Here is a 26,708-nt window from a genome sequence, read left to right as displayed (position 1 = left end):
ATGGCTTTCAATACCTCGTTGTCCGGCATCAACGCAGCCAATGCCGATCTGAACGTCACCTCCAATAACATCGCCAACGTCAACACGACCGGGTTCAAGGAATCGCGCGCCGAGTTTGCCGACATGTTCCAGAGCACCAGCTACGGCCTGTCGCGCAACGCGGTGGGTTCGGGCGTGCGCGTCAGCAATGTGGCGCAGCAGTTCTCGCAGGGCAACATCGATCCGACCGGGCGCAGCCTGGATCTGGCGGTCTCCGGCGAAGGCTTTTTCACCGTGTCCTCCAACGGCGCCAAGATGTATACCCGTGCCGGCAACTTCCAGACCGATGCCAACGGCTATGTGATCAATCCACAGGGCGCGCGCCTGCAGGTCTTCGCCCCCAACCCGAGCGGCAACGGCTTCGACGTTGGTCGCCTGTCGGACCTGCAGCTGCTGACCACCGACAGCCCGCCCAAGTCGACCTCCACGGTCAACCTGGCCTTCACCCTGCCCGGCAACGCCACCGCACCGGCGGTGACCCCGTTCAGCCCGGCCGACGACAAGACCTACAGCCACTCCACCGGCGGCATCAATGTCTACGATTCGCTGGGCGTCAGCCATGTGCAGACCTCCTACTTCGTCAAGACTGCCAACCCGAACGAATGGCAGGTGCACAACTACGTGGACGGTGCCGCGGTCGGCGCGCCGACCACGCTGCAGTTCTCCGATACCGGCGCACTGACCACCCCGGCCAACGGCATCATCACGATGGACCCGTTCACTCCGAGCACCGGTGCCGGCGTGCTGAGCATGCAGCTCAACGTCAGCGGCTCGACCCAGTACGGCGAGGCCTTCGCGCTGCGCGACACCCGCCAGGACGGCTATGCCAGCGGCAAGCTCAACGAGATCAGCATCGACACCAGTGGTGTGGTGTTCGCCCGTTATTCCAACGGTGCCGACAAGCCGCTGGGCCAGGTCGCGCTGAGCAGCTTCGTCAATCCGCAGGGCCTGCAGTCGCAGGGCAACAACATGTGGGCCGAAAGCTACACCTCCGGCGCCGCCCGCACCGGCGCACCGGACACCTCGGACCTGGGCCAGATCGAATCCGGCTCGCTGGAATCCTCCACGGTGGACCTGACCGAGCAGCTGGTGAACATGATCGTGGCCCAGCGCAACTTCCAGGCCAACTCGCAGATGATCTCGACCCAGGATCAGGTCACCCAGACGATCATCAATATTCGTTAACGGCTGGGAATCGGGATTGGGGATTAGGGAATCGTAAGAGCTGGCATTGCGTGTAGCGGTGCCAGCCTTGCCCCCTACTCCCCAGCCCCCCGCAATCCCGCTTTTGCGATTCCCGATTCTCCATTCCCGATTCCCGGTGCCTCATGGACAAAGCTCTCTACGTTGCGATGACCGGCGCCCGCGCCTCCCTGCAGGCGCAGGGCACCGTGTCGCACAATCTCGCCAACGTCGATACGGTGGGGTTCAAGGCTGCGCTGGCCAATACCGAGGCGTTCAAGATCCAGGGCAAGGGTTATCCGTCGCGGATCGATGCGCTGCATGTGGACCAGGGCTTCGACCGCAGCCAGGGCCACCAGAAGGTCACCGGCAACCCGCTGGACGTGTCGCTGCAGCAGGATCGCTGGCTGGCGGTGCAGTCGCCAGACGGCAGCGAGGCCTACACCCGCAACGGCGAGCTGGCGCTCACTGCCAATGGCCAGCTGGTCACCGCCAATGGCCATGCGGTGCTGGATGAAGGCGGCAATCCGATGACGATCCCGCCGCACCAGGCGATGGAGATCGGCAGCGACGGCAGCATCTCGATCATTCCGCAGGGCGAAGGCCCGCAGACCATGGCCATCGTCGGCAAGATGAAGGTGGTCGACGCCCCCGCCGACCGTTTGACGCGGCGCCCGGACGGGCTGATGCGCAACACCAGCACCGACCCGGCCCAGGCGTTTGCGGTGGCCACCGGCAAGACCATCAACAGCGGCATGCTGGAGGGCAGCAACGTGGATGCCGCCGGCGCACTGGTGGAGATGATCCAGCTGCAGCGCCAGTTCGAAATGCAGGTCAAGATCATCAAAAATGGCGACGACAACGCGCAGTCGGCCAATTCGCTGCTGCGGGTCAGCGGCTAAGCGCCACTGACGCCCACTGCCGCAGCGCCGGTCGGTTTGCCGCGCTGCCGAGCACCTGGATGGCGACCGCCCGGGTTCGCTGCAGAGCGGCTGGTTTGTGACTTGGCTGCAGGGCCCTTGCCCGCCCACCCTCGCAGGACACGCCGCAAGTACGTCCGTATAGGCTCTTTCGCGGCATCCATGCCGCGTAAGGTCCTGCGACGGTGGGCGGGCAAGGACCTGTCGAGATGGTCGGCGTGCATGGTGCAAACAATGCCTGACGTGGATTGCTTGGATAACGGCGCGTCCAATGATCTTCTCAATGCAAGCCGAGCAATGGACAAGCTTTAAGAAAGCGACCTTCAAACTCTCTGGTGCGGTGGCCTCGCCGATTGCGGGACCGTGTGGCGGCATGGATGCCGCCACCGAGCCCCCAGGGATGGGTTCACGGCGTGTCCCGCGAGCGGTGAGGCCACTGCGCGCTCGACCAACCAGCCTGTTGACTGCGTCGCAATGCCAGCCGGCAAATCCCGAGAACCCTTCCGCAGGCAGCGCCAAGGGTTCACACGTCGTCGAACACATCGCTGACCGGCGACCGATCTAGCGCGCCTAATCTGCCGCGCAGGTTTCCACCGCTTCGGCCTAGCCGCTGCCTGTCCGCCGCCAGCCCTGCCCCGCGCAGGCCGTCGCGCCCGCTTCGCGTGATCCAGTGCACAGCCGGCAAAAATCCGGCGCGGGTTTGGCACGGCACGTGCATATACCCACCCGTACCCGGAACACATCCCCGGGTCTAACGAGGAATCGGGTCATGAATCAGGCTTTGTGGGTCGCCAAAACCGGACTGGATGCGCAGCAGACGCGCATGTCGGTCATTTCCAACAACCTGGCCAATACCAATACCACCGGCTTCAAGCGCGATCGTGCGGCGTTCGAAGACCTGTTGTATCAACAGGTGCGTGCGCCGGGCGGTTCCACCTCCGCGCAGACGCAGCTGCCGACCGGCCTGCAGCTGGGTACCGGCGTGCGGGTGGTCTCCACCTTCAAGGGCTTCGACCAGGGCAGCCAGCAGCAGACCGGCCGCGCGCTCGACGTGATGGTCAACGGCCGCGGCTTCTTCGAAGTGCAGATGCCTGACGGCACCTCGGCCTATACCCGCGACGGCACCTTCCAGATCAATGCGCAGGGCGAGCTGGTCACCAACAGCGGCTACCCGCTGCAGCCGGGCATCCAGATCCCCGAAGGCGCGCAGTCGCTGACCATCGGCAACGACGGCACCATCAGCGTGACGCTGGCCGGCCAGGCCGCCGCGCAGGAAATCGGTGCGTTGACGCTGACCGACTTCATCAATCCCTCGGGCCTGCAGTCCAAGGGCGAGAACCTGTTCGTCGAAACCACCGCCTCCGGCCCCGCGCAGAACGGCACCCCTGGCCTCAACGGCCTGGGCAACACCGTGCAGGGCGCGCTGGAAGGCAGCAACGTCAATACGGTGGAAGAGCTGGTGAGCATGATCGAGACCCAGCGCGCCTATGAAATGAATGCCAAGGCGATCTCCACCACCGACTCGATGCTCGGCTACTTGAACAACAACGTCTGATCGGCCCGCCGGTCGCTGCCCTCTCAGGAATCCACGCCATGTCACGCCTGCCTTCCCTTTCCTCCCTGTGCCTCGCCATCGCCTGCAGCGCGCTGCTGGGCGGCTGCGTGGCGGCCGGCGATGTGCGGCCGTTCGCCGAACTGGCGCCGATCGTGCCGGTGGTCGCGCCGGTGGCGCAGCCCACCGCCGGAGCGATCTACGCCGCCGGCCCGAGCCTGAATCTGTACGGTGACCGCCGCGCCCGCGATGTCGGCGACCTGCTGACGGTGAACCTGGTGGAAAGCACCACCGCCTCGTCCACCGCCAACACCAGCGTCAGCAAGGCCGACACCGTGGACATGAGCACGCCCACGCTGCTCGGCGTTCCGCTCACCGTCAACGGCACCGATGTGTTGCGCAACTCCACCAGCGGCGACCGCACGTTTGCCGGCAAGGGCAATACCGCGCAGAGCAATCGCATGCAGGGCAGCGTGACCGTCACCGTGATGCAGCGCCTGCCCAACGGCAATCTGGTGATCCAGGGGCAGAAGAACCTGCGCCTGACCCAGGGCGACGAGCTGGTGCAGGTGCAGGGCATCGTGCGCGCCGCCGACATCGGCCCGGACAACACCGTGCCCTCGAGCAAGGTGGCCGACGCCCGCATCGCCTACGGCGGCCGCGGCGCGATCGCGCAGTCCAACGCGATGGGCTGGCTGAGCCGCTTCTTCAATTCCCGTCTGTCGCCCTACTGAGCCTGCGACCATGAATCTGTCTTCCCTGCCCTTCCGTCTGCTGGCTGCCGCTGTGGCGGTCTGCGCGATCGCCGCGCCGGCCTCGGCCGAGCGCATCAAGGATCTTGCCCAGGTCGGCGGCGTGCGCGGCAACGCGCTGGTCGGTTACGGCCTGGTGGTCGGCCTGGACGGCAGCGGCGACCGCACCAGCCAGGCGCCCTTCACCGTGCAGAGCCTGAAGAACCTGCTCGGCGAGCTGGGCGTCAATGTTCCGGCGAACGTCAATCCGCAGCTGAAGAACGTCGCGGCCGTGGCCATCCATGCCGAACTGCCGCCGTTCGCCAAGCCCGGCCAGCCGATCGACATCACCGTGTCCTCGATCGCCAACGCGGTGTCGCTGCGTGGCGGCTCGCTGCTGATGGCACCGCTGAAAGGCGCCGACGGCCAGGTCTATGCGATGGCGCAGGGCAATCTGGTGGTCGGTGGCTTCGGCGCGCAGGGCAAGGACGGCTCGCGGGTGTCGGTCAACATTCCCAGCGTCGGTCGCATCCCCAACGGCGCCACCGTCGAACGCGCCTTGCCGGATGTGTTTGCCGGCAGCGGCGAGATCACCCTCAACCTGCACCAGAACGATTTCACCACCGTCTCGCGCATGGTCGCGGCGATCGACAGCAGCTTCGGTGCCGGGACCGCACGTGCGGTGGACGGCGTGACCGTGGCAGTGCGCTCGCCGACCGATCCCGGCGCGCGTATCGGCCTGCTGGCGCGGCTGGAAAATGTCGAACTCTCTCCGGGCGATGCACCGGCCAAGGTGGTGGTCAACGCACGCACCGGCACGGTGGTGATCGGCCAGCTGGTGCGGGTGATGCCGGCGGCGATCGCGCATGGCTCGCTCACCGTGACCATCAGCGAGAACACCAATGTCAGCCAGCCGGGCGCCTTCAGCGGCGGCCGCACCGCGGTGACCCCGCAATCGACGATCACGGCCACCTCCGAAGGCAGCCGCATGTTCAAGTTCGAAGGCGGCACCACGCTCGATCAGATCGTACGCGCGGTCAACGAAGTGGGCGCCGCTCCCGGCGACCTGGTGGCCATCCTGGAAGCGCTCAAGCAAGCCGGTGCGCTCACGGCGGAGCTGGAGGTGATCTGACATGCGTATCGCAGCCTCGCCCATTGATCTCAACCCGAGCACCAAGGCCGATCCCGCCAAGATCGACAAGGTCTCACGTCAGCTCGAGGGACAGTTCGCGCAGATGCTGGTCAAGAGCATGCGCGATGCGAGCTCCGGCGACCCGATGTTTCCGGGCGAAAACCAGATGTTCCGCGAGATGTACGACCAGCAGATGGCCAAGTCGCTGACAGACGGCAAGGGGCTGGGCCTGTCGGCGATGATTTCCAAGCAGCTGAGCGGCGACACCGGCGGCCCGGCGTTGAATACCTCGCTCAGCACCGCCGATGCCGCCAAGGCCTATGCGCTGGTGGCCGGCAAGCGCGACGCCTCGTTGCCGCTGCCGGCCCGTGATGGGGCTGCGGGCAGCGTCGGTGCAGGCATCGGCAGCGCAGCAGGCATCGGCGCAGGCGGCCTGGGCGGCATCGGCATGAGCCAGGTGCTGGATCTGATCGCCGGGCGTACCGGCAGCAGCGAAGCCGGCAGCGACGATGCGGCCGCACTGAGCTGGCCCTCGGCCAACGATCGCTGGGCCGACGTGGCCGCCAGCGACGCCGCCGATGCCAATGCCGCGGTCAATGCGAGCGCGGCGAGCAGCGCCGCTGCCAGCCTGGGCGAGCGCACCCCGGAAGGCTTCGTGGCCAAGATCTGGACGCATGCGCAGAAGGCCGCGCGCGAGCTGGGCGTGGATCCGCGTGCACTGGTGGCGCAGGCGGCGCTGGAAACCGGCTGGGGCCGGCGCGGTATCGGCAATGCCGGCAACTCCAACAACCTGTTCGGCATCAAGGCCACCGGCTGGAGCGGCGACAAGGTCACCACCGGCACCCACGAATACGTCAATGGCGTCAAAACCACCGAAACCGCCGATTTCCGTGCCTACGGCTCGGCCGAGGAAAGCTTTGCCGACTACGTGCGGCTGCTGAAGAACAACAGTCGTTACCAGCCCGCGCTGCAGGCCGGCACCGATATCAAGGGTTTTGCACGCGGCTTGCAACAGGCTGGATACGCCACCGATCCGGGCTACGCAGCCAAGATCGCGGCGATCGCCAACGGTCCGACCATCGACCGTGCGGTAGCCGCGATCGGCAACGCGGCGGCCGACCTGTCCAACCGCTATGCCAGCACCGCCGAGCCTGCCGGGCTCGGCACCATCCGTCGTTGAGGTAAACGCCCATGTCCATCATGTCCACCGGGACCAGTGCGCTGATCGCCTTCCAACGGGCGTTGTCGACCGTTAGCCATAACGTCGCCAACATCAATACCGAAGGCTACAGCCGCCAACGTGTGGAATTTGCAACGCGCACGCCTACCGACATGGGCTACGCGTTCGTGGGCAATGGCGCCAAGATCACCGACGTCAGCCGGGTGGCCGACCAGCTGGCCACCTCGCGCCTGCTCGACAGCGGCGGCGAGCTCTCGCGGCTGCAGCAGCTGTCCTCGCTGTCCAACCGCGTCGACAGCCTGTACTCCAACACCGCCACCAATGTGGCCGGGCTGTGGTCGAACTTCTTCGATTCCACCAGCGCGGTGTCGTCCAATGCCTCGTCCACGGCCGAGCGGCAGAGCATGCTCGACAGCGGCAACTCGCTGGCCACGCGTTTCAAGCAGCTCAACGGGCAGATGGACAGCCTCAGCAACGAGGTCAACAGCGGCCTGACCTCCTCGGTGGACGAAGTCAATCGCCTGACACAGCAGATCGCCAAGATCAACGGCACCATCGGCAGCAGCATCGACAGCGCCTCGCCCGACATGCTCGACCAGCGCGATGCGCTGGTGTCCAAGCTGGTCGGCTACACCGGCGGCACCGCGGTGATGCAGGACGGCGGCTTCATAAACGTTTTCACCGCCGGCGGCCAGGCCCTGGTGGTGGGAACCACCTCGTCCAAGCTGACCACCGTCGCCGACCCGTATCAGCCGACCAAGCTGCAGGTGGCGATGCAGACCCAGGGCCAGAATGTCAGCCTCAGCACCAGCTCGCTGGGCGGGCAGATCGGCGGCCTGCTGGAGTTCCGGACCAGCGTGCTGGAACCGACCCAGGCCGAACTCAGTCGCCTGGCCGTGGGCATGGCCAGCACCTTCAACGCCGGTCACGCGCAAGGCATGGACCTGTACGGCGCGATGGGCGGCAACTTCTTCAACATCGGCACGCCCACCACTGCCGCCAATCCCAGCAATACCGGCAGCGCGTCGCTGAGCGCCAGCTTCAGCAACATGTCGGCGGTGGATGGGCAGAACGTCACGCTCAGCTTCGACGGCAGTGCATGGAAGGCCACCAATGCCAGCACCGGGTCGGCGGTGCCGATCAGCGGCGCCGGCACCCCGGCCAATCCGCTGGTGCTCAATGGCGTCAGCCTGGTGGTGGGCGGCACGCCGGCCAACGGCGACAAGTTCCTGCTGCAGCCCACCGCGGGGCTGGCCGGCAGCCTGTCGGTGGCCATCACCGACCCCTCGCGGATTGCCGCGGCCACCCCGGTCAAGGCGACCGCCACGCTCGCCAACCTGGGCACCGGCAAGATCAGCGACGTCAAGGTCACCAACGCGCAGAACCCGGCGCTGCTGACCCCGGCCTCGGTGGAGTTCATCGACGCCAACCAGTACACCATCGATGGCAGCGGCCCGTTCGCCTACACCGCCGGCCAGACCATCAGCGCCAATGGCTGGAGCTTTGCGCTGGACGGCGCGCCCAAGGCCGGCGACACCTTCGGGGTCGGCCCCACCGGCGCCGGTTCCAGCGACAACGGCAACGTCAAGCTGCTGGCCAAGATCGACGACGCCAAGGCGCTCAGCGGCGGCACGGTCACGCTCAACGGCGCGCTGTCGGGCCTGACCACCTCGGTCGGCTCGGCTGCGCGCGCGGCCAGCTACGCCTCGGATGCGCAGAAGGTCATCAACGACCAGGCGCAGGCCAGCCGCGACTCGATTTCCGGCGTCAACCTCGATGAGGAAGCCGCCAACATGCTGAAGCTGCAGCAGGCCTACCAGGCCGCCGCACAGATGATTTCCACCGCCGACACCATCTTCCAAGCCATCCTGGGCGCCGTACGCTGATGACCGACCGTATCTCCACCAGCATGATGTACAGCCAGTCGGTGTCGTCGATGACGGCCAAGCAGTCCCGGCTGAGCCAGATCCAGGCCCAGCTCGCCAGCGGGCAGCGCCTGGTCACCGCCAAGGACGACCCGGTCGCCGCCGGCACCGCGGTCGGCCTGGATCGCGCGCTGGCGGCGATCACGCGCTTTGGCGAGAACGCCAACAACGTGCAGAACCGGCTCGGCCTGCAGGAAAACGCCCTGTCGCAGGCCGGCGACAAAATGGCGCGCGTCACCGAATTGGCGGTGCAGGCCAACAATTCCTCGCTCAGCCCCGACGACCGCAAGGCGATCGCCTCGGAACTGACCGCGCTGCGCGACAGCATGGTCAGCCTGGCCAACAGCACCGACGGCACCGGGCGCTATCTGTTCGGCGGCAGCGCCGATGGCAGCGCACCGTTCATCAAGAGCAATGGCGGCGTCACCTACAACGGCGACCAGACCCAGAAACAGGTCGAGGTGGCGCCGGACACCTTTGTCAGCGACACCCTGCCCGGCAGCGAAATCTTCATGCGTATCCGCACCGGCGACGGCACCGTGGATGCGCACCCCGACAACGCCAATACCGGCACCGGCCTGCTGCTGGATTTCAGCCGTGATGCCAGCACCAGCAGCTGGAACGGCGGCAGCTACAGCGTGCAGTTCACCGCCGCAGACACCTACGAGGTGCGCGACAGCACCAATACGGTGGTCGGGACCGGCACCTACAAGGATGGCGAAGACATCAACGCGGCCGGCGTGCGCATGCGCATCAGCGGTGCACCGGCGGTGGGCGACAGTTTCCAGATCGGCGCCTCCACCACCAAGGACGTGTTCTCCACCATCGACGACCTGGTCGGCGCGCTCAATTCCGACACCCAGACCCCGCCGCAGAAGGCGGCGATGATCAACACGCTGCAGTCGTCGATGCGCGACATCGCACAGGCCTCGTCGAAGATGATCGATGCGCGCGCCTCCGGCGGCGCGCAGCTGTCGGCGATCGATAACGCCAACTCGCTGCTCGAATCCAACGAGGTCACCCTCAAGACCACCCTGTCGTCGATCCGCGACCTGGATTTCGCCTCGGCGCTCGGGCAATACGAACTGGAGAAGGCCTCGTTGCAGGCCGCCCAAACGATTTTTCAGCAGATGCAGTCGTCGTCGTTGTTTAACCTGATCCGCTGATTTTCCGCAGAAAACCCACATTTTCTGCACGCCTGCGCGCGCGCACCTGCGCAGGCCGACGGAGTTTATTCGTCAAAAGTTATACCAACGCTAAAGATCGACGGGGTGCTGCCGAATAAACCAAACCCCTTGCTACACAACGCTTCCGTATTTCGTCCTGCAGCAGAAAGACAGCAAAAAAACACTGAATTTCGCTAAAGGTTCCCGACGCAACGCCGTTATTCATCTCAGCAGCGGCAACGGCCAACTTGATGGCCCCCCTGCGGAGGCTCCGGGCAAGTCCCCCTTGCCGGAAAAATCGCTTAGGAGAAATCAAAATGGCACAGGTAATCAACACCAACGTAATGTCGCTGAACGCTCAGCGTAACCTCAACACCAGCAGCGCGAGCATGTCGACGAGCATCCAGCGTCTGTCCTCGGGTCTGCGCATCAACAGCGCCAAGGACGACGCCGCAGGTCTGGCGATCTCCGAGCGTTTCACCACGCAGATCCGCGGCCTGGACGTTGCCTCGCGCAACGCCAACGACGGTATCTCGCTGGCCCAGACCGCTGAAGGCGCGATGGTCGAAATCGGCAGCAACCTGCAGCGTATCCGCGAGCTGTCGGTGCAGTCGTCCAACGCCACCAACTCGCCGACCGACCGTGACGCGCTGAACTCCGAAGTCAAGCAGCTCACCGCCGAAATCGACCGCGTCGCCAACCAGACCAACTTCAACGGCACCAAGCTGTTGAACGGCGACTTCTCCGGCGCGCTGTTCCAGGTCGGCGCCGACGCCGGCCAGACCATCGGCATCAACAGCATCGTCGACGCCAACGTCGATTCGCTGGGCAAGGCCAACTTCGCTGCCGCCGTTTCCGGCGCTGGCGTGACCGGCACCTCCACCGCATCGGGCTCGATCAGCGGCATGAGCCTGTCGTTCAAGGACGCCAGCGGTGCAGCCAAGAGCGTCACCATCGCGGACGTCAAGGTCGGCGTCGGCGAGAGCGCTGCCGACGTCAACAAGAAGGTGGCTGCCGCGATCAACGACAAGCTCGACCAGACCGGCATGTACGCCTCGATCAAGACCGACGGTACGGTGCAGATCGAATCGCTGAAGGCTGGCCAGGACTTCACCTCGCTGACCGCCGGTACCTCCAGCGCCGCAGGCATCACCGTCGGCGCCGGCATCACCACCGCCTCGGCCGCTTCCGGCTCCACCGCTTCGACCCTGAGCACCCTGGACATCTCCACGTTCTCCGGCGCGCAGAAGGCCCTGGAAATCGTCGACAAGGCGCTGACCGCGGTCAACTCCTCGCGCGCCGACATGGGTGCGGTGCAGAACCGCTTCACCTCCACCATCGCCAACCTGAGTGCAACCTCGGAAAACCTGTCGGCCTCGCGTAGCCGTATCCGCGACACCGACTACGCCAAGGAAACCGCCGAGCTGACCCGCACGCAGATCCTGCAGCAGGCCGGTACCGCGATGCTGGCCCAGGCCAAGTCGGTTCCGCAGAACGTGCTGAGCCTGCTGCAGTAATCGGCAGCGCGTCGCAGCAAGTCCAAAGCCCCTCTCCGGAGGGGCTTTTTTGTGGTCGCAGATATTTACAGCCGCAGGGATTCGACACGATCGCGCAGCACGGGTTTCTGGCGCGGGTTTCTTGACGCATCGCCGGCATGGAAATTGCATCACCCAACCTCGTGAGCGAGACGGGCTCGCCGCCGCTAAAGTCCTCGCCGAGGCGGCCGATACCCGTCTCGTAATCCCATGCGTCCATCCTTGCTTGGACGCCCAGACGAGGAATGCAACATGGCATCGGTGATCAGCACTTCCGGCTCCGGTCTGGACATCCCCACCGTGGTGTCCACCCTGGTTTCCCGGCAGAAAGACCCGGAGCAGGCGCGCATCAACAAGGCCGGAGCCGCTGCGACGACGCAGCTGTCGGCGATCAGCCAGATCAAGAGCAGCATGACCACGCTCAAGTCTGCGCTGGACAAGGTCATCAGCAGCGCCGACACCAATGCCTACAAGGCAACGGTGCCCACCGATGCCGGCTTCACCGCCACCACCACCAGCTCGGCCGCGCCGGGCAACTACTCGGTGGAAGTGGTCTCGCTGGCCAGCGCGCAGAAGCTCGCCTCCGGCGCGTTCGTCGCCGATGCCACTGTCGGCAGCGGCACGCTGACGATCGGGTATGGCGACAAGAAGATCACCGTTGACATCAGCGGCACCGACAAGCTCACCGACATCGCTGCGGCCATCAACAAGGCGGCCGGCGGCAAGGGCGTCAACGCCAGCGTGGTGACCGCCAACGACGGCCAGCACCTGGTGTTCAACGCGGTCGACTCCGGGACCAAGGGCGCACTGACCGTCAGTGCCAGCGACCCGAGCCTGAGCAGCCTCACCTACGGCCCCGGCGTCAGCGGCGGCCTGACCCAGTCCGTGGCCGCAACCGACGCGCTGGTGCGCGTGGACGGCTTCGAACGCACCTCCAGCTCCAACACCGTCACCGACATCGTGCCGGGCGTGGTGCTCAACCTCACCAAGGCCGCCGAAGGCACCAAGGTCACGTTGGGCGTTGCGGCCGACACCAGCAGCCTCAAGGCCAATCTGACTGCGTACGCCGCCGCCTACAACACCGCCAACACCTTGCTGGCCAAGAGCAGCGCCTACGACGCCACCACCAAGACGGCCGCGGCACTCACCGGCGATTCGCTGGTGCGCGGCCTGCAGCAGCAGCTGCGCGGCCAGGTCAGCGGCAACCTCATCGAACTCAAGGGGCTCGGCCTGACCATCGACAAGGATGGCGTGATGAGCTTCGATGGCGGCAAGTTCGATACCGCCATCGCCGAGGACGGTGGTGCCGCCGCCGAGGTGTTCGGCAAGGACAGCAAGTTCGGCGCGGCCATGACCAAGCTGCTCGACAGCAACGTCAACGCCAACGACGGCACCCTGACCATGCGCTCGGACAGCCTGAACAAGCAGATCAAGGGCTACGAGTCTGACCTGGACGACCTCGACGCGCGCATGACCAAGCTCAGCGATCGCTATACCGCGCAGTTCACCGCGATGGAAACCATGATCAGCAAGCTGCAGAGCAGCACCAGTTCGCTCAGCAGCCTGCTGACAGGCTGATTTTCGTGATCACGATCCTCAAGTCCCGCAATGGTCTTGCCGATACAAGAAGGGCCTATCGTGATATCGGCCTTGCCTTCCGGCAGGAGCGTCGTCGCCCGAGCGCAGCGCTCCGGGACCCGCGAAGGTCAGCCCATTGAGGAGTCATCCATGTACGGTTCCAATCGTCAGTATGCCGAGCAATACCGCAAGGTCGGCGTGTCCACCAGCGTGACCGAAGCCGACCCGCACAAGCTGGTGTCGCTGCTGTTCGCCGGCGCCTGCCAGCGCATCCGCCTGGCCCAGGCCTGCCTGGCGCAGGGCGACCAGGCGCGCAAGGGCAAGGCCATCGGCGAAGCCTGCGCGATCGTCGGTCACTTGAACGGTTCGCTCGATCACGAAGCCGGTGGCGAGATCGCTGGTAACCTGTCGGCGCTCTACGACTACGTGATGCAGCGGCTGACTGCCGCCAACCTGCACAACGACGAAACCGCGTTGACCGAAGCGCTGGAGTTGCTCAGCGAAATCGACTCGGCGTGGAATTCCATCCCCCTCGATCAACGCGGCCTTTCTGCCGTTTCGTGAGCCAGACCATGCATAGCGCGCAGAGCCTTCAAGCCGAAATCGCCGACATCCGCCTGGCCATGGCGCAGGAGGAATTCGAGGTGATGCCGTTCATGCTGGACACCCACGATCTGCACCTGCGCGAGTACGCGCAGCAGGCGGACCTGGACCAGGACCGCGACGCACTGCAGGCGCTGCAGGCCATGCAGCAGGATCTGATGCGGATGATGCTCGAGCGCCGCCGCAAGTTGCTGGACCTGATCCGCGCGCAGCGGACGTCCTCCTCGGCCAGCCGCGCCTACGCACGGGTCGGGCGGATCTGATGCCCGCGCTCGGCACACTCGCGCCATCGGCCGATGCCGCGCTGTTCGCCGACACGCTCAGCTGCGAAGTGCGTCTGCCAGCCGGCTTCCGCGCCGGCAGCGATGCCGGCCCGCACGGCGCTGCGGAAACCCTGCTGCGCAGCCTGGGCCAGGTGGAAGACCTGCGCAGCGAAGACACCAGCGAAGACCGTGGCGAGCTGCCGCTGCTGGTGCAGCGCATGGACGCCAAGCTCGACCTGATGCTGGCCCTGATCGGCCGTCTGGTGCAGCATAGCGACAGCGGACTGATCCAGGCGAACGTGCAGTGGTCGGTGCGCGGAATCCGTCTGAGCTGCGCAAGCAGCCATCCGCCGGGCACGTTGGGGAGTGTTTGCCTGCAACCGTCCGACTGGCTTCCTGAACTGGTACAGCTTCCTGCCGAGGTGCTGGCAAGCGCAAGTGATGGTCACGACCATTGGCTTTGGCTGCGGTTTGCGCCGCTTTCGCCAGGCTTGCAGGAGGCGCTGGAACGTCATCTGTTCCGTCTGCATCGCCGTCAGATCGCCGACGCCCGCCGCCAGCGCTGATACCGCCTGTTGGCGCGGGGCGCCGGGTCGGCTAAGGTGCCCTTTACTGAAAAAGGTCTCTTCTGCGCCGTGCGAGTCATCATCGTCGACGATCACACCCTTGTCCGTGCCGGCTTGTCCAGGCTGCTGCAAACCTTCGCCGGCATCGATGTCGTGGGTGAGGCCAGCAACGCACAGCAAGCCCTGGACATGACATCCCTGCACCGGCCTGATCTGGTGTTGATGGATTTGTCCCTGCCCGGCCGCAGCGGCCTGGATGCCATGACCGATGTGTTGCGCGCTGCGCCGCGTACGCACGTGGTGATGATGTCGATGCACGACGACCCGGTGCACGTGCGCGATGCGCTGGATCGCGGCGCGGTCGGCTTCGTGGTCAAGGATGCCGCGCCGCTGGAGCTGGAGCTGGCACTGCGTGCAGCAGCGGCCGGCCAGGTGTTCCTGAGCCCGCAGATTTCGTCCAAGATGATCGCGCCGATGCTGGGCCGCGAAAAACCGGTCGGCATTGCCGCCTTGTCGCCGCGCCAGCGCGAGATCCTGCGCGAGATCGGCCGCGGCCAGAGCAACAAGGAAATCGCCGCCGACCTCGGCATCAGCGTCAAGACGGTGGAGACCCATCGCGCGCGCATGATGGAATCGCTCGGTTGCCGGCGTGCCAACGATCTAGTGTTGCTGGCGGCCAAGCATCACAACGAACTGGTCTGAGGGCCGGCCGCCGGGCGATGACCGGAGGCGGCCGCCAGCGACCAAAACAGTGACGGGATTCCGGCGAGCACGCTTGAGTCCGTCCTGTACGTCAGGGAATTCCCCACGCGCTGTCAGGAAAATCACGAATTGCCTCACGCGATTCCCTGATTAGAAACCCGTCGCCTTGTCCTGCAAGATGCGTTCCATCGCTGCCACGTGCGGCGCCTTCCGGAAGCGCTTCGATGAAGACGACCATTTCCGCCCAGCTTGGCCAGCAACTGCACCTGACCCCGCAGTTGCTGCAGTCGATCCGTCTGTTGCAGTTGGACGGCATGCAGTTGGAACTCGAAATCCGTCGCGCGCTGGAAACCAATCCACTGCTGGAGCTGGAAGAGCTGGCCGACAGCGACGCCGTCGCGAGCAGCGACGATGGCGCCTCCGATGTCGCCGCCTTCGACGAACTGCCGGAAAGCACGATGTGGGACGTGCCGAGCAGCAGCTGGAACGACGGCGACGACGACCGCATGCAGCGCGTGGCAGCCGGTGAATCCACCGACCCGCACGTGCGCATCCTGCGCGAGCTGGCGCTGGACCTGGACGAGGCCGCATTGGGGGCCGCCGCGTTCTGGCTGGAGCAGACCGACGACGCCGGCTACCTGACCGAAGCCCTGGCGACGCTGCAGCAGCTCGGCGCGACCCGTCTCGGTATGACCGTGCAGGCAGTGGAAGCGGTCCGCCAGCGCCTGCTGCACGGCGACCCGGCCGGCCTGGCCGCCTGCGACCTGCGCGAGTGCCTGCAGGCCCAGCTGACCGCCCTGCCCGGCCGTGTGCCGGCGCGTCATCTGGCCGCGCGCATCCTTGCCGGCGACCTGGACCTGCTGGCCAGCCACGACTATCCGCTGCTGGCGCGCGCGCACGATGCCGAAGTGGACGATGCACGCGAGGCGGTCCGGCTGATCCTGTCGCTGCAACCGCGCCCCGGCGATGACCTGCTGCAGGAAAGCAACGCCAGCGTGATTCCGGACGTGCTCGCCTGGCATGCCGACGGCAGCTGGCGGGTGGCATTGAACCCGGCCACCACCCATCGGGTGAGCATCAATCCCGTGCATGAGCGTGCACTGGCCGAGGCCGGCGACGCCGCCCAGCCGCTGCGCGACATGCTGCAGGAAGCGCGCTGGCTGACCCGCGGCCTGTCGATGCGCTACGAGACCCTGCTGCGCGCCACGCGCGCCATCGTCGAACGCCAGGCCACGTTCCTGGTGCGCGGTGAGGAAGCGATGGCGCCGCTGACGCTGAAGGAAATCGCCGACGAGATCGGCATGCACGAATCGACGATTTCGCGCATCACCACCGGCAAATACATCCAGACCCCGCGCGGCACCTTCGAGCTCAAGCACTTCTTTGCGGTGCGCCTGGAAGGCGCCAGCGTTTCCGGCCAGGCGGTCAAGGCGATGGTGCGCCGACTGATCGAAAGCGAGCCGGCCGGCCGGCCGCTGGCCGACGAAGCCATCGCCGGGCTGTTGTCGCGCCAGGGCGTTAACATTGCCCGTCGCACTGTGGCCAAGTACCGCGAACAACTCGACATCGCCCCGGCACGCGAGCGCCGCCGCACCAACAAACCGCCGCTTGCCCGGGCAGGATAAGGATTACTATGAGCAAACTCACCGTGCTGCTGGTCGACGACCACGAGGGCTTCATCAACGCTGCGATGCGTCATTTTCGCAAAGTGGAGTGGCTCGATATCGTGGGCAGTGCCGCCAATGGACTGGAAGCGATCGAGCGCTCTGAGTCGCTGCGCCCCAATGTCGTGCTGATGGACCTGGCCATGCCGGAGATGGGCGGGCTGCAGGCAACGCGTCTGATCAAGACGCAGGACGATCCGCCGTATATTGTCATCGCGAGCCACTTCGACGATGCAGAGCATCGTGAACACGCTCTTCGCGCGGGTGCTGACAATTTTGTTAGCAAGCTGTCCTATATCCAGGAAGTCATGCCAATCCTGGAGGGCCTGACGGTAAGGAGCCAGGAATGAGTGAGTCCCGCATTCTGTTGATCGACAGCGATGCCGTGCGCGCCGAGCGCACCGTCTCGTTGCTCGAGTTCATGGACTTCAATCCACGCTGGGTCACCGACGGCGCCGACATCAATCCTGGCCGCCATCGCCATGACGAGTGGATGGCGGTGATGGTGGGCTCGGCGCAGGATGCCGCACAGGCCGACAAGTTCTTCGACTGGCTGGCCGATGCCAAGCTGCCGCCACCGGTGTTGCTGATGGAAGGCAGCCCGAGCGCGTTTGCGCAGGCCCACGGCCTGCACGAAGCCAATGTCTGGACGCTGGACACGCCGTTGCGGCATACACAGCTGGAAGCCTTGCTGCGCCGTGCCAGCCTCAAGCGCCTGGATGCCGAGCACCAGGCCGGCGTGCAGCAGGACACCGGCCCGACCGGCAACAGCGAGGCGGTGACCCGCTTGCGCCGCCTGATCGACCAGGTGGCCGCCTTCGATACCACGGTGCTGGTGCTGGGCGAATCGGGGACCGGCAAGGAGGTCGTGGCACGCGCCATCCATCAGCATTCGCCACGGCGCGACGGGCCGTTCGTGGCGATCAATTGCGGTGCGATCCCGCCGGACCTGCTGGAAAGCGAGCTGTTCGGCCACGAAAAAGGCGCCTTCACCGGCGCGCTGAGCACCCGCAAGGGCCGCTTCGAAATGGCCGAGGGCGGCACCCTGCTGCTGGACGAGATCGGCGACATGAGCCTGCCGATGCAGGTCAAGTTGCTGCGCGTGCTGCAGGAGCGCAGCTTCGAGCGCGTCGGCGGGGGCCAGACCATCCGTTGCAACGTGCGTGTGATCGCCGCGACCCACCGCAACCTGGAAACCCGCATCAGCGACGGCCAGTTCCGCGAGGACCTGTTCTATCGCCTCAACGTGTTCCCGATCGAGATGCCGGCGCTGCGTGAACGCGTCGACGACTTGGCCATGCTGGTGCAGACCATCGCCGGGCAACTGGCACGCACCGGACGCGGCGAAGTGCGCTTTGCCGACGAGGCCCTGCAGGCGCTGCGCAGCTACGACTGGCCGGGCAACGTACGCGAGCTGACCAATCTGGTCGAGCGCCTGGCGGTGCTGCATCCAGGCGGTTTGGTACGCGTGCAGGACTTGCCGGCACGCTACCGCGGTGATTTTGCCTCGGCCATTGCGGTCGAGCCCGTGCCGGAGCCGGCACTGGTTGCCGCCCCCGTCGAAGCCGTCGCGCTGCCGGGCAATGTCGTGACCCTGCAACCTGCGACCGCCGATGCCGAGCCGGCGACCAGCTCCAGCCTGCCTGACGATGGCATCGACCTGCGGGGCCATATGGCCAACATCGAGCTGGCGCTGATCAACGAGGCGCTGGAACGCACCCAGGGCGTGGTGGCGCATGCAGCGCAGCTGCTCGGCCTGCGCCGCACCACGCTGGTGGAAAAGCTGCGCAAGTACGGCATCGATCGCGAGCAGACCGAGCTGGCGAACTGAGCGGGGCGCATTCCTGGCCCCGCTTGCTGGCATGGCACTTGCTTCCGCAGGATCACACCGTCCGCAGCCGTCGGCTGCGGCGCAATCCCGACATTCACCAGCACCTGCCGAGGCATTGATGCCCATCCCCGTCACCAGCCCGCTGCTGCCGCCGCTGGAAGAATTTCTGCCCTACCTGGAGCAGATCTGGGACAGCCGCATTGTCAGCAATGGGGGTGACATGCATCGCGCCTTCGAACGCGCGTTGTGCGAGTACCTGGGCGTGCCGCACCTGGCCCTGCTGACCAACGGTACCACCGCGTTGATCACCGCCCTGCAGGCGCTGCGCATCACCGGGGAGGTGATCACCACGCCCTACTCGTTCGTGGCCACTGCGCATTCGCTGTTGTGGAAAGGCATCACGCCGGTGTTCGTGGATATCGACCCGGTGACGCTCAACATGGATCCGTCCAAGATCGAGGCGGCCATCACCCCCCAGACCACCGCCATCATGCCGGTGCACTGCTACGGCACTGCCTGCGACACCACCGCCATCACCCGCATCGCCGACATCTACAACCTCAAGGTGATCTACGACGCGGCGCATGCGTTCGGGGTGCGCGACGAGGGGGGCTCGATCCTGCGTCACGGCGACCTGAGCGCGTTGAGCTTCCACGCCACCAAGGTGTTCAATACCTTCGAAGGTGGCGCCATCGTCTGCCCCGACGAACGCACCTACCAGCGCATCGGGCATCTGAAGAATTTCGGCTTCGTCGATGAAACCACGGTGGTGGCACCCGGCATCAACGGCAAGATGAATGAGATCAGCGCGGCCTTCGGCCTGCTGCAGCTCAAGCACATCGACCATGCCATCGCCCGGCGCAGCGCCATCGACGCGCAGTATCGGCAGCGCCTGAGCGATGTCCGCGGCGTGCGCTGCGTGGCGCGGCCAGATCATGCCAGTGCCAACTACGCGTACTTTCCGATCCTGGTGCAGGACGACTACCCGTTGTCGCGCGATGCGCTGTATCAGTTGATGCGCGAGCACGGCATCCTGGTACGGCGCTATTTCTATCCGTTGATCAGCGATTTTCCGATGTATCGCGCCCTGCCCTCCTCGGCGCCGGCACGGCTGCCGGTCGCGCGCTCGGTGGCCGCACAGGTACTGTGCCTGCCGATCTTTCCTGGCCTGACCCGCGACCAGGTCGATACCATTGCCGATCTGATCGCCAGGCAACAGGCGACATGACGGCAACCCGCTGCACGCTTTTTTCAGACTCCCGCATCTTCAACAGGCAACCAGGCGAGATCGCATGACCCAGGCAACGTTTATCGAGAACTTCATCGCCGCCACCGACTTCCAGGAGCCGGTCGAGGTCACCGCCGACACCGTGCTGCTCGAACTCCCGGAATGGGATTCGCTGGCCGCACTGGGCGTGATCGTGATGTTCGACATGGAGTACGGCAAGACCATCACCGGCGAGGACCTGACCGCCGCCGTCACCGTCGGCGATCTCTACAAACTGACCGAGGCGTAAGCAGCATGCCGACCTCCACGCTGCACAACGTCCGCTTCGCCGGCATGGCGACCTGCGTGCCGAAGCGGGTCGTGTCCAATCTCACCGATTGCCGGCCGCAGATCCGCTCCGAGCGCGAGCGGCTGGTGCGCAACATCGGCATCGAGACGCGCCGCATGGCGTCGGAGTGGCAGTGCTTTTCCGACATGGCCTTCGATGCGACGCAGGTGCTGCTGGAAAAGCTGCAGTGGAAGCGCGAAGAGATCGATGCGTTGATCGTGGTGACCCAGTCGCCGGATTATCCGATCCCGGCCACCGCGATCATCCTGCAGGACCGGCTGGGGCTGTCGCACGCCACGGTTGCCTTCGACGTCAACCTGGGCTGCTCGGCCTACCCGTTCGGCATCAACCTGCTCGGCTCGATGATCGCCGCCGGCGGCGTCAAGAAGGGCCTGCTGCTGGTCGGTGACCGCAGCGCCACGCTGGAAGACCCGATCTTCTCCGATTCCGGCACCGCCACCGCGCTGGAATTCAGCGCCGACGCGCCACCGATGCATTTCGACCTCAACAGCGATGGGAGCGGCTACAGGGCAATCATCCTGCCGGTGGGCGGCCACCGCGAACCGGTCGGCATCCAGCACTTGGTGCCGTATCGCGACGAGGCGGATGGTGCCTGGAAGCGTGGCGTGGACCTGATCCTGGACGGCGTGGCAGTTCTGAGCTTCTCCACCCAGCGCATCCCGCCGGCAGTGCAGAAGCTGCTTGAGTATGCGTGCGTGTCCAAGGAGGAGATCGACTATTTCGTGTTCCACCAGGCCAACCGCATGATCAATGAGACCATCCGCAAGAAGCTCGGCCTGCCGGTGGAAAAGGTGCCCTCGACGTTGCGCGACTTCGGCAATACCAGCGGCGCCTCGCTGCCGGTGACCATGACCGCACGCATCAACAAGGACCTGGAATCAGGGCGCAAGCGCGTGCTGCTATGCGGCTTCGGCATCGGGCTGTCGTGGGGCACCTGCCTGCTCGACATCGAAGGGGCCACTTTTCCAGATCTCATCGAATCGTGAGCATTGCTCCCGACCCCTTCGCGCTTGCCGGCAAACGCATCCTCGTCACCGGCGCTTCCTCGGGTATCGGCCGCCAGATCGCGATTTCCTGCGCCGAGCTGGGTGCCCAGCTGGTGATCAGCGGACGTGACCGTGTGCGGTTGACGTCGACCCTGGAGGCGTTGCCAGGCGACGGCCACATGGCAATCGCGGCAGACCTGGACCGGCAGGAGGACATCGACCGTCTGGTCGCCGAGGTCGGCGTGTTGGACGGGATGGCACATGCGGCCGGGATCTCCCGGCTGGTGCCGCTGCGCCTGGTCAACCGGGCGCATCTGGACACCATCTTCTCCAGCAACACGTTCGCACCGATGCTGCTGACACGCGGCCTGCTGGCAAAGAAGCGCATCGCCGCAAACGGCTCGCTGGTGTTCGTCGCTTCGGTCGCTTCGCACATCGGGCCAATGGCGAGCAGCGCTTACGCGGCTAGCAAGAGTGCCCTGCTCGGCATGGTGAGATCGCTGGCGCAGGAAGTTGCCAAGAACGGTATCCGTGCCAACTGTATCGCCCCGGGCTACGTGCGCACACCGCTGCTGGACGGCCTGCAGGGCAGCGGCGGCAACATGGAAGGGCTGTTCGAACTGACACCGCTGGGTATGGGCGAGCCGGAGGATGTCGCTTACGCCGCCACGTTCCTGCTGGCCGATGCGAGCCGCTGGATCACGCGTACCTATTTCGTGGTGGACGGCGGCCTCACGGTGCCGATGGATATCTACGCATGACTACACCGGCACGCACTGCGTTCTCGCTCGAGGGCAAGACGGTCCTGGTGACGGGAGCGTCGTCGGGGCTCGGCCGGCAGATCGCCATTGCCTGCGCACAGCGAGGCGCCCGCATCATCCTGGCCGGCCGCGACACGGACCGCCTCGCGCAGACCCGGGCGCAGTTGCAGGGCACGGGCCATGTCGGCGTGCTCGGCGACCTGACCAGCGCCGCCGACCGCGAGGCGCTGGTTGTCTCGGCAGGCGCGACGGTGCATGGCGTGGTGCACTGCGCGGGCATGCAGAAGCATTGCCCGATCCGGCAGCTGACCGAGGCGGCGATGACCGAGATGTACACGGTCAATTTCCTCGCTCCGGTAATGCTGACGCAGCGCCTGCTGCAGGCAAACGCCATCGCCCCGCAGGGCTCGATCGTGTTCATGCTGTCCACTGCCGCGCACCTTGGCACGCGCGGCGTGGGGCCGTATTCGGCGATGAAGGCCGGCCTGATCGGCATCATCAAGTGCCTGGCGCTCGAACAGGCAAAGCGCAGGATCCGGGTCAACGGCATTTCCCCCTCGGCCGTGGTCACGCCGATGTGGGGCGCCGCCCAGCTCGAGGCGCAGAAGGCGCGGCATCCGCTGGGCCTGGGCGAGCCGCAGGACGTCGCCAACGCCGCGATCTACCTGCTGGCCGACGCCAGCCGCTGGGTCACCGGGACCAGTCTGGTCATGGACGGCGGCTCGATCCTATGACCCATCCGGTCTTGATCATCGGTGCCGGCGGATGGGGTCGCGAGGTCTTGGCGCAGATGCAGGGCGATCCGGCGTGCGGAACGCAGTGGCGTCCGGTGGGCTTTCTCGACACGCGCCCGCAGATGCTGGACGGTCACGGCTGCGATCTGGCCATCGTCGGCAGCCCGCTCGCATACCAGCCGCGGGACGAAGAGCGCTTCGTCTGCGCGATCGGCGATCCGCATGCGCGCCAGCGCTATGCGCAGCCGCTGCTGGCGCAAGGCGCGCAATTCATTCCGGTCCTCACCGGTGCATTCCTGAGCCCGCGCGTGCGCATCGGCCAGGGCTGCTTCCTGTGCCATCGCGTACAGCTCAGCCCCGACGTGTGGCTGGGCGACTTCGCCAATGTGCATGCCAACACCATGCTTGGGCACGACGTCCATGTCGGTGACTACGCGCAGATCGGTGCGATGACCTTCATCGGCGGCGGCGCGCGGATCGGTGAGCGTGCCATCGTGCACCCGCACGCCACCATCCTGCCCGGCATCCACATTGGCGTCGGCGCCGTGGTCGGTGCCGGCGCGGTCGTGGTCAAGGACGTGCCGGCCGGCGCCAGCGTGTTCGGCAACCCGGCCCGGATCATCTACCACAAGGATTCCTGAGGAAGCCGCGCCGATGCGATCGCGAATGCACCCCAGCTACTACCTGTCGACGGACATCTTCGCCCGCGAACAGCGCAAGATCTTTCGCAAGGCCTGGCTGTTTGCCGGGCTGAAGACGCTGCTGCCCGACAACAACTGCTTCATCACCCGCAGGCTCGCTGGGATTCCGGTGCTGATCCAGAACTTCCAGGGCCGCCTGCGCGCGTTCGAGAACGTCTGCCTGCACCGCAGCGCGCTGCTGCAGACCACTGCGGTGGGAAAGCGCCCGTTGGTCTGTCCCTACCATGCATGGAAGTACGACGCAGACGGTCGGGTTGAGAACATCCCCGAGTGCGCGGCTGTGTATGGCTTCGACGAGGAAGAAAGACGCGGCCTGAAATTGCGGGAGTTCGCCCTGCGCGAGGTGGGCAACCTGCTGTTCGTCAACCTCGATCCCGACCCGATGCCGATCGAGGAACAGTTTTCGGCAGACTTCATCGCCTTGCTGGAAAGCAGTTCCAATGCCTATGACACCGAGGTCATGGTGACCACGTGGCGTGGCCGGTACAACTGGAAACTCGCTTACGAAAATCTTCGCGATGCCAATCACCCGCGCTTCGTCCACCCCAAGACACTGGCCAAGAGCGTCAGCTTCACTCCCGAGGTGAACGAGGAACAAGCCAGGGAGTCCATGGAAGCGTTGCGAGACAGCTCGCCCGCTGCCTTGAGGCGTGAGATGCGCCGCTTCAGTTTCGGCGGCCCGGAAGCCGCCATCCCCAACCTTCAGCATTTCGGCTGGCACGAGAAAGTGGAACGCTGGGGCAAGCAGGACGCCTACTTCAATTGGCTTGCCTTCCCAAACCTGCATATCGCCAGTGCTAACGGCGGCTATTCCTTCACCCTGGAACACCACATTCCCGTCGCGCCGGACCAGACCGACCTGGAAATCTACTGGTTTAGCGCACGCAGGAAACAGCCTTACGGTTCCTCCAGCCAAGTGCTACTGGCACAAATGCACGGCAGCAAGGTGGTGGTAGGCGAAGACGTGGACATCATGGAGCGGGTGCAGGCGGCCTTGCACACAGACGCTCCGCTACCTACCCAGGGAGCCTATGAATCCATGAATCGCCTGGTCGAACGCTGGTACACGACGCTGATGGAGACCGAACATGAAATCTAGGTGGATCATCGGCAGCAGCGACTACCTCGACCTGGCCTTTCATGCCTGGAAGCAGACGCGGCAGGACGAGACGGTCATCAGGGTCGACGTGCCACAAGACGCGGGACACGAGTTCGATCTTGGCGTGCTGGATGGGCTGAATCCGACCGAAGGGGCCATGTTTGTGGCTTTCGACGAACGCTTCGGCAACTTCAAGCGCATGGAATTGATGCAGGCAGCAATGGAACGTGGCTTCAAGCTGGAGCCCTTCATCCACCCCAGCGCAGCCATCGGCGCTGACACGGTCATCGGACTCAACGCATTCGTGGGTGCCCATGCCGTCGTCGGGCACGGGTGCAGGATCGACTACAACACCGTCATCCATGCCGGCGCGCACCTCGGACCGGCATGCCGCGTCAAATCGTCATGCTGGATAGAGAACGGTGTGCACGTCGGCGCGGGCGTCGAGATCGGCGGCAACAGCATCCTGCGGACTGGCGCCATCGTGCGCGGTGGCGTCAAGGTGGGACGAAGCTGCGAACTTGGCTGGCCGCGCGTCTACTGCGAGGACGTACCTGCCAAGACCTATTTCGACGCCCGCTACGACGCCCCTATTCACACCTACGAGAGATGACGTTCATGAGCTCAAGAAATGAGCAGCTTCGCCAACAGATTCTCCGAATTGCGGAGCAGGAGCGCCCCGTACTCGAAGATGTCATCGCGCGCCTGCCCGCGATTGCCGGCCGCCCTGCATTCCTCGTCGCTCCCGAGTCTTATGCTGGCGTGGTGCATGGCCCCAGCGTCGTTGCCGACCTGCGCCATGTGGTTGCCGCGATTGATGACCAAAGCATCCACCTGGACCGCATTCACGGCGCACCGCGCTGGAGTAGTCAGGAGTTCCTTGCCAAGGCAGGGCAGTACGCCGATGCGATCGCTATCGATTTCTCTTGCAGCCCGCGCGGTCGGGCGTTTGCAAATGACCTCTGTACCAGCGCGGGCATCGAGCAACTGAGCATTGCGCCTTGCCTGGATCCGCTGATCCCACGCTTCGAGCAACGCCCCCTCTTTCTGCTCCATCCGCGCTCGGGCATTGGCGAGATTTATGGCCCAAAGATCGTCCAGCGCTCCAGCCATGTCATTGCCGCCGTCGATGACCAGCCAAGCGACAGCGACACCGTTCATGGCGTGCCGCGTTGGAGCTCGCGCCAGTTCATTGAACAAGCGGCTCAGCATCCCCAGGCATTGGCCATCGATTTTTCCTACAGCCCTGGAGAATCGGGTCTTGCCCGCAAGCTCTGCGAACAAGCAGGCATTGAAAGGGTGGATGCCTGCCTGGCCGTTGCGCACTGTGGGCTGCCCGCCGTATACGAGCCTGCCCGGGTATACCGTCAGCGGACGCTTGCGCGCCTGGACGAATTCCTGCGTCTTGCCGATCGACTGGACGACGATCTCAGCGTCTTTACGCTCTACAGCAACCTGTTGTTCCGCCTGACCTACAACTCCAGCCTCCTGTTGGATTGCTGGGCGACGCCGATCAACGAGTACTTTTCAACATACGCCGATAGCAGCACATTCCAGCTGGGTCGGCGTGAACATTTCTGCGATGGCGGTGCCTTCCAGGGCCCCATCGTGCACAAGTTTCTGGAAGCATCCCGCCATCATTATGAAAGCATCACCGCCTTTGAACCCGATAGCATCAACTTCCAGAAATTGGAGGGCATCGCCAGCACCCTCCCCCTTCCCCCGCATAACTTCAGGGCCATAAAGAAAGCCATCTCCAACGAACAGACGACGCTGCGCTTCGAGCAGACCGGCACCGTTTCCAGCCATGTATCGCCAAATGGCGGAATCTCCGTGGCTACGACACGCCTGGACGACGAGCTGGAAAAGCTCACCCTACTGAAGTTGGACATCGAAGGGTTCGAGGCCAGGGCACTGGAAGGCGCATCTCACCTCATCCGTACCCAGCGCCCCCGCATGGCCATCTGTGTATACCACTACGCCCAGGATCTGCTGGATATCGTGGAGCAACTGGACAAACTGGTCGATGGCTATCACTTCCGTCTACGCCAGCACTCTCCCGGCCACTACTACGACCTCGTTTTGTATGCATCGCCCGTGGCCGGTGCCGCACCGCCGCCCTGGGCGGAGTAAGCCCGGGGAAACTCACGACTTGAGAGATGGAGCGATGACTGACGCCCGCAACGCGGGGGGCTTAAAAAATCGTCGCGATGTGCGCGGCCCGCTTTGTCCGACGATGACCGCCTACGCCGCATCCGTCAGGCGCCCAGCGCCATGTCGC

The 26,708-nt window shown here is 65.2% G+C and carries 26 protein-coding genes; all 26 read left to right on the top strand.

From position 1 onward, the window contains the following. The 26 genes from flgE to EO139_RS08600 all read left to right on the top strand — a co-directional run bounded on the left by flgE (position 1) and on the right by EO139_RS08600 (position 26,560). The gene (gene flgE / locus EO139_RS08730) at positions 1-1,224 is read left to right on the top strand and encodes a flagellar hook protein FlgE (RefSeq protein WP_126970259.1); all 1,224 of its coding nucleotides are present in this window, start codon (positions 1-3) and stop codon (positions 1,222-1,224) included. A 143-nt stretch (positions 1,225-1,367) separates the two neighbouring features. Further along, on the top strand, positions 1,368-2,123 hold the full coding sequence (flgF, locus tag EO139_RS08725) for a flagellar basal-body rod protein FlgF (RefSeq protein ID WP_005921307.1): 756 nt from the start codon (positions 1,368-1,370) through the stop codon (positions 2,121-2,123). A 787-nt stretch (positions 2,124-2,910) separates the two neighbouring features. After that, positions 2,911-3,696, top strand: coding sequence for a flagellar basal-body rod protein FlgG (flgG, locus tag EO139_RS08715; RefSeq protein ID WP_016901723.1), 786 nt, complete (start codon positions 2,911-2,913; stop codon positions 3,694-3,696). Positions 3,697-3,734: 38 nt separating this feature from the next. Next, positions 3,735-4,427 carry a flagellar basal body L-ring protein FlgH gene (gene flgH, locus EO139_RS08710; RefSeq protein WP_104582678.1) on the top strand — a complete coding sequence of 231 codons (693 nt, stop codon included), beginning with the start codon at positions 3,735-3,737 and terminating at the stop codon, positions 4,425-4,427. Positions 4,428-4,437: 10 nt separating this feature from the next. Then, positions 4,438-5,556, top strand: a complete 1,119-nt coding sequence (locus tag EO139_RS08705; protein ID WP_104582679.1) for a flagellar basal body P-ring protein FlgI — start codon at positions 4,438-4,440, stop codon at positions 5,554-5,556. Position 5,557: 1 nt separating this feature from the next. Continuing rightward, entirely contained in the window at positions 5,558-6,736 is a 1,179-nt protein-coding gene (flgJ, locus tag EO139_RS08700; protein WP_104582680.1) for a flagellar assembly peptidoglycan hydrolase FlgJ, read from the top strand. Between the two features lie 11 nt (positions 6,737-6,747). Beyond that, complete coding sequence (gene flgK / locus EO139_RS08695; protein ID WP_126970255.1) at positions 6,748-8,622, top strand: flagellar hook-associated protein FlgK; 1,875 nt, start codon at positions 6,748-6,750, stop codon at positions 8,620-8,622. Next, on the top strand, positions 8,622-9,827 hold the full coding sequence (flgL, locus tag EO139_RS08690; RefSeq protein ID WP_126970253.1) for a flagellar hook-associated protein FlgL: 1,206 nt from the start codon (positions 8,622-8,624) through the stop codon (positions 9,825-9,827). Before flgK ends, flgL begins: the two co-directional genes overlap by 1 nt. Before the next feature lie 317 nt (positions 9,828-10,144). Continuing rightward, the gene (locus EO139_RS08685) at positions 10,145-11,344 is read left to right on the top strand and encodes a flagellin (protein ID WP_104582683.1); all 1,200 of its coding nucleotides are present in this window, start codon (positions 10,145-10,147) and stop codon (positions 11,342-11,344) included. Between the two features lie 270 nt (positions 11,345-11,614). Then, positions 11,615-12,940, top strand: coding sequence for a flagellar filament capping protein FliD (gene fliD / locus EO139_RS08680; RefSeq protein WP_126970251.1), 1,326 nt, complete (start codon positions 11,615-11,617; stop codon positions 12,938-12,940). Between the two features lie 150 nt (positions 12,941-13,090). After that, positions 13,091-13,504 (top strand): flagellar export chaperone FliS, encoded by a 414-nt coding sequence (gene fliS, locus EO139_RS08675; RefSeq protein WP_104537438.1) that lies wholly within the window; start codon positions 13,091-13,093, stop codon positions 13,502-13,504. Positions 13,505-13,512: 8 nt separating this feature from the next. Beyond that, on the top strand, positions 13,513-13,806 hold the full coding sequence (locus tag EO139_RS08670; protein WP_119132104.1) for a hypothetical protein: 294 nt from the start codon (positions 13,513-13,515) through the stop codon (positions 13,804-13,806). Continuing rightward, positions 13,806-14,372 carry a PilZ domain-containing protein gene (locus EO139_RS08665; RefSeq protein ID WP_126946000.1) on the top strand — a complete coding sequence of 189 codons (567 nt, stop codon included), beginning with the start codon at positions 13,806-13,808 and terminating at the stop codon, positions 14,370-14,372. Before EO139_RS08670 ends, EO139_RS08665 begins: the two co-directional genes overlap by 1 nt. 69 nt (positions 14,373-14,441) lie before the next feature. Further along, on the top strand, positions 14,442-15,074 hold the full coding sequence (locus EO139_RS08660) for a response regulator transcription factor (protein WP_003482986.1): 633 nt from the start codon (positions 14,442-14,444) through the stop codon (positions 15,072-15,074). Between the two features lie 224 nt (positions 15,075-15,298). Then, positions 15,299-16,699, top strand: coding sequence for an RNA polymerase factor sigma-54 (rpoN, locus tag EO139_RS08655; RefSeq protein ID WP_119128783.1), 1,401 nt, complete (start codon positions 15,299-15,301; stop codon positions 16,697-16,699). A gap of 8 nt (positions 16,700-16,707) precedes the next feature. Further along, positions 16,708-17,088: a response regulator transcription factor gene (locus EO139_RS08650; RefSeq protein ID WP_104582687.1), complete on the top strand. Its 381-nt coding sequence runs from the start codon at positions 16,708-16,710 to the stop codon at positions 17,086-17,088. Then, the gene (locus tag EO139_RS08645) at positions 17,085-18,569 is read left to right on the top strand and encodes a sigma-54 dependent transcriptional regulator (protein ID WP_104582688.1); all 1,485 of its coding nucleotides are present in this window, start codon (positions 17,085-17,087) and stop codon (positions 18,567-18,569) included. The genes EO139_RS08650 and EO139_RS08645 overlap by 4 nt, the downstream gene beginning before the upstream one ends. A 118-nt stretch (positions 18,570-18,687) precedes the next feature. Then, entirely contained in the window at positions 18,688-19,797 is a 1,110-nt protein-coding gene (locus EO139_RS08640) for a DegT/DnrJ/EryC1/StrS family aminotransferase (RefSeq protein ID WP_126970249.1), read from the top strand. A gap of 64 nt (positions 19,798-19,861) precedes the next feature. Further along, positions 19,862-20,086 (top strand): acyl carrier protein, encoded by a 225-nt coding sequence (locus EO139_RS08635; protein ID WP_104582690.1) that lies wholly within the window; start codon positions 19,862-19,864, stop codon positions 20,084-20,086. Between the two features lie 5 nt (positions 20,087-20,091). Further along, entirely contained in the window at positions 20,092-21,132 is a 1,041-nt protein-coding gene (locus EO139_RS08630) for a ketoacyl-ACP synthase III (protein WP_126970247.1), read from the top strand. After that, positions 21,129-21,893 (top strand): SDR family oxidoreductase, encoded by a 765-nt coding sequence (locus tag EO139_RS08625; protein WP_104648702.1) that lies wholly within the window; start codon positions 21,129-21,131, stop codon positions 21,891-21,893. Before EO139_RS08630 ends, EO139_RS08625 begins: the two co-directional genes overlap by 4 nt. Further along, positions 21,890-22,627 (top strand): SDR family oxidoreductase, encoded by a 738-nt coding sequence (locus EO139_RS08620; RefSeq protein ID WP_126970245.1) that lies wholly within the window; start codon positions 21,890-21,892, stop codon positions 22,625-22,627. Before EO139_RS08625 ends, EO139_RS08620 begins: the two co-directional genes overlap by 4 nt. Then, on the top strand, positions 22,624-23,268 hold the full coding sequence (locus EO139_RS08615) for a NeuD/PglB/VioB family sugar acetyltransferase (RefSeq protein ID WP_104582694.1): 645 nt from the start codon (positions 22,624-22,626) through the stop codon (positions 23,266-23,268). The genes EO139_RS08620 and EO139_RS08615 overlap by 4 nt, the downstream gene beginning before the upstream one ends. A 13-nt stretch (positions 23,269-23,281) precedes the next feature. After that, positions 23,282-24,427 (top strand): aromatic ring-hydroxylating dioxygenase subunit alpha, encoded by a 1,146-nt coding sequence (locus EO139_RS08610; protein WP_126970243.1) that lies wholly within the window; start codon positions 23,282-23,284, stop codon positions 24,425-24,427. Beyond that, complete coding sequence (locus tag EO139_RS08605; RefSeq protein ID WP_104582696.1) at positions 24,417-25,040, top strand: UDP-3-O-(3-hydroxymyristoyl)glucosamine N-acyltransferase; 624 nt, start codon at positions 24,417-24,419, stop codon at positions 25,038-25,040. Before EO139_RS08610 ends, EO139_RS08605 begins: the two co-directional genes overlap by 11 nt. Beyond that, positions 25,037-26,560, top strand: coding sequence for an FkbM family methyltransferase (locus tag EO139_RS08600; RefSeq protein ID WP_126946012.1), 1,524 nt, complete (start codon positions 25,037-25,039; stop codon positions 26,558-26,560). Before EO139_RS08605 ends, EO139_RS08600 begins: the two co-directional genes overlap by 4 nt. Positions 26,561-26,708 lie beyond the last annotated feature (148 nt).

Origin of the sequence: Xanthomonas sp. BRIP62411 (assembly GCF_003993525.1) — a bacterium.
In the GTDB taxonomy this organism is placed as follows: Bacteria; Pseudomonadota; Gammaproteobacteria; order Xanthomonadales; family Xanthomonadaceae; genus Xanthomonas; species Xanthomonas euroxanthea.
This window is presented reverse-complemented; position numbering and strand designations above follow the sequence as displayed.

Bases quoted from the DNA above. Each gene is read 5' to 3' on its own strand.
- flgE (WP_126970259.1), top strand. From the start codon at position 1: ATGGCTTTCAATACCTCGTTGTCCGGCATCAACGCAGCCAATGCCGAT.
- flgF (WP_005921307.1), top strand. From the start codon at position 1,368: ATGGACAAAGCTCTCTACGTTGCGATGACCGGCGCCCGCGCCTCCCTG.
- flgG (WP_016901723.1), top strand. From the start codon at position 2,911: ATGAATCAGGCTTTGTGGGTCGCCAAAACCGGACTGGATGCGCAGCAG.
- flgH (WP_104582678.1), top strand. From the start codon at position 3,735: ATGTCACGCCTGCCTTCCCTTTCCTCCCTGTGCCTCGCCATCGCCTGC.
- EO139_RS08705 (WP_104582679.1), top strand. From the start codon at position 4,438: ATGAATCTGTCTTCCCTGCCCTTCCGTCTGCTGGCTGCCGCTGTGGCG.
- flgJ (WP_104582680.1), top strand. From the start codon at position 5,558: ATGCGTATCGCAGCCTCGCCCATTGATCTCAACCCGAGCACCAAGGCC.
- flgK (WP_126970255.1), top strand. From the start codon at position 6,748: ATGTCCATCATGTCCACCGGGACCAGTGCGCTGATCGCCTTCCAACGG.
- flgL (WP_126970253.1), top strand. From the start codon at position 8,622: ATGACCGACCGTATCTCCACCAGCATGATGTACAGCCAGTCGGTGTCG.
- EO139_RS08685 (WP_104582683.1), top strand. From the start codon at position 10,145: ATGGCACAGGTAATCAACACCAACGTAATGTCGCTGAACGCTCAGCGT.
- fliD (WP_126970251.1), top strand. From the start codon at position 11,615: ATGGCATCGGTGATCAGCACTTCCGGCTCCGGTCTGGACATCCCCACC.
- fliS (WP_104537438.1), top strand. From the start codon at position 13,091: ATGTACGGTTCCAATCGTCAGTATGCCGAGCAATACCGCAAGGTCGGC.
- EO139_RS08670 (WP_119132104.1), top strand. From the start codon at position 13,513: ATGCATAGCGCGCAGAGCCTTCAAGCCGAAATCGCCGACATCCGCCTG.
- EO139_RS08665 (WP_126946000.1), top strand. From the start codon at position 13,806: ATGCCCGCGCTCGGCACACTCGCGCCATCGGCCGATGCCGCGCTGTTC.
- rpoN (WP_119128783.1), top strand. From the start codon at position 15,299: ATGAAGACGACCATTTCCGCCCAGCTTGGCCAGCAACTGCACCTGACC.
- EO139_RS08650 (WP_104582687.1), top strand. From the start codon at position 16,708: ATGAGCAAACTCACCGTGCTGCTGGTCGACGACCACGAGGGCTTCATC.
- EO139_RS08645 (WP_104582688.1), top strand. From the start codon at position 17,085: ATGAGTGAGTCCCGCATTCTGTTGATCGACAGCGATGCCGTGCGCGCC.
- EO139_RS08640 (WP_126970249.1), top strand. From the start codon at position 18,688: ATGCCCATCCCCGTCACCAGCCCGCTGCTGCCGCCGCTGGAAGAATTT.
- EO139_RS08635 (WP_104582690.1), top strand. From the start codon at position 19,862: ATGACCCAGGCAACGTTTATCGAGAACTTCATCGCCGCCACCGACTTC.
- EO139_RS08630 (WP_126970247.1), top strand. From the start codon at position 20,092: ATGCCGACCTCCACGCTGCACAACGTCCGCTTCGCCGGCATGGCGACC.
- EO139_RS08620 (WP_126970245.1), top strand. From the start codon at position 21,890: ATGACTACACCGGCACGCACTGCGTTCTCGCTCGAGGGCAAGACGGTC.
- EO139_RS08615 (WP_104582694.1), top strand. From the start codon at position 22,624: ATGACCCATCCGGTCTTGATCATCGGTGCCGGCGGATGGGGTCGCGAG.
- EO139_RS08610 (WP_126970243.1), top strand. From the start codon at position 23,282: ATGCGATCGCGAATGCACCCCAGCTACTACCTGTCGACGGACATCTTC.
- EO139_RS08605 (WP_104582696.1), top strand. From the start codon at position 24,417: ATGAAATCTAGGTGGATCATCGGCAGCAGCGACTACCTCGACCTGGCC.
- EO139_RS08600 (WP_126946012.1), top strand. From the start codon at position 25,037: ATGACGTTCATGAGCTCAAGAAATGAGCAGCTTCGCCAACAGATTCTC.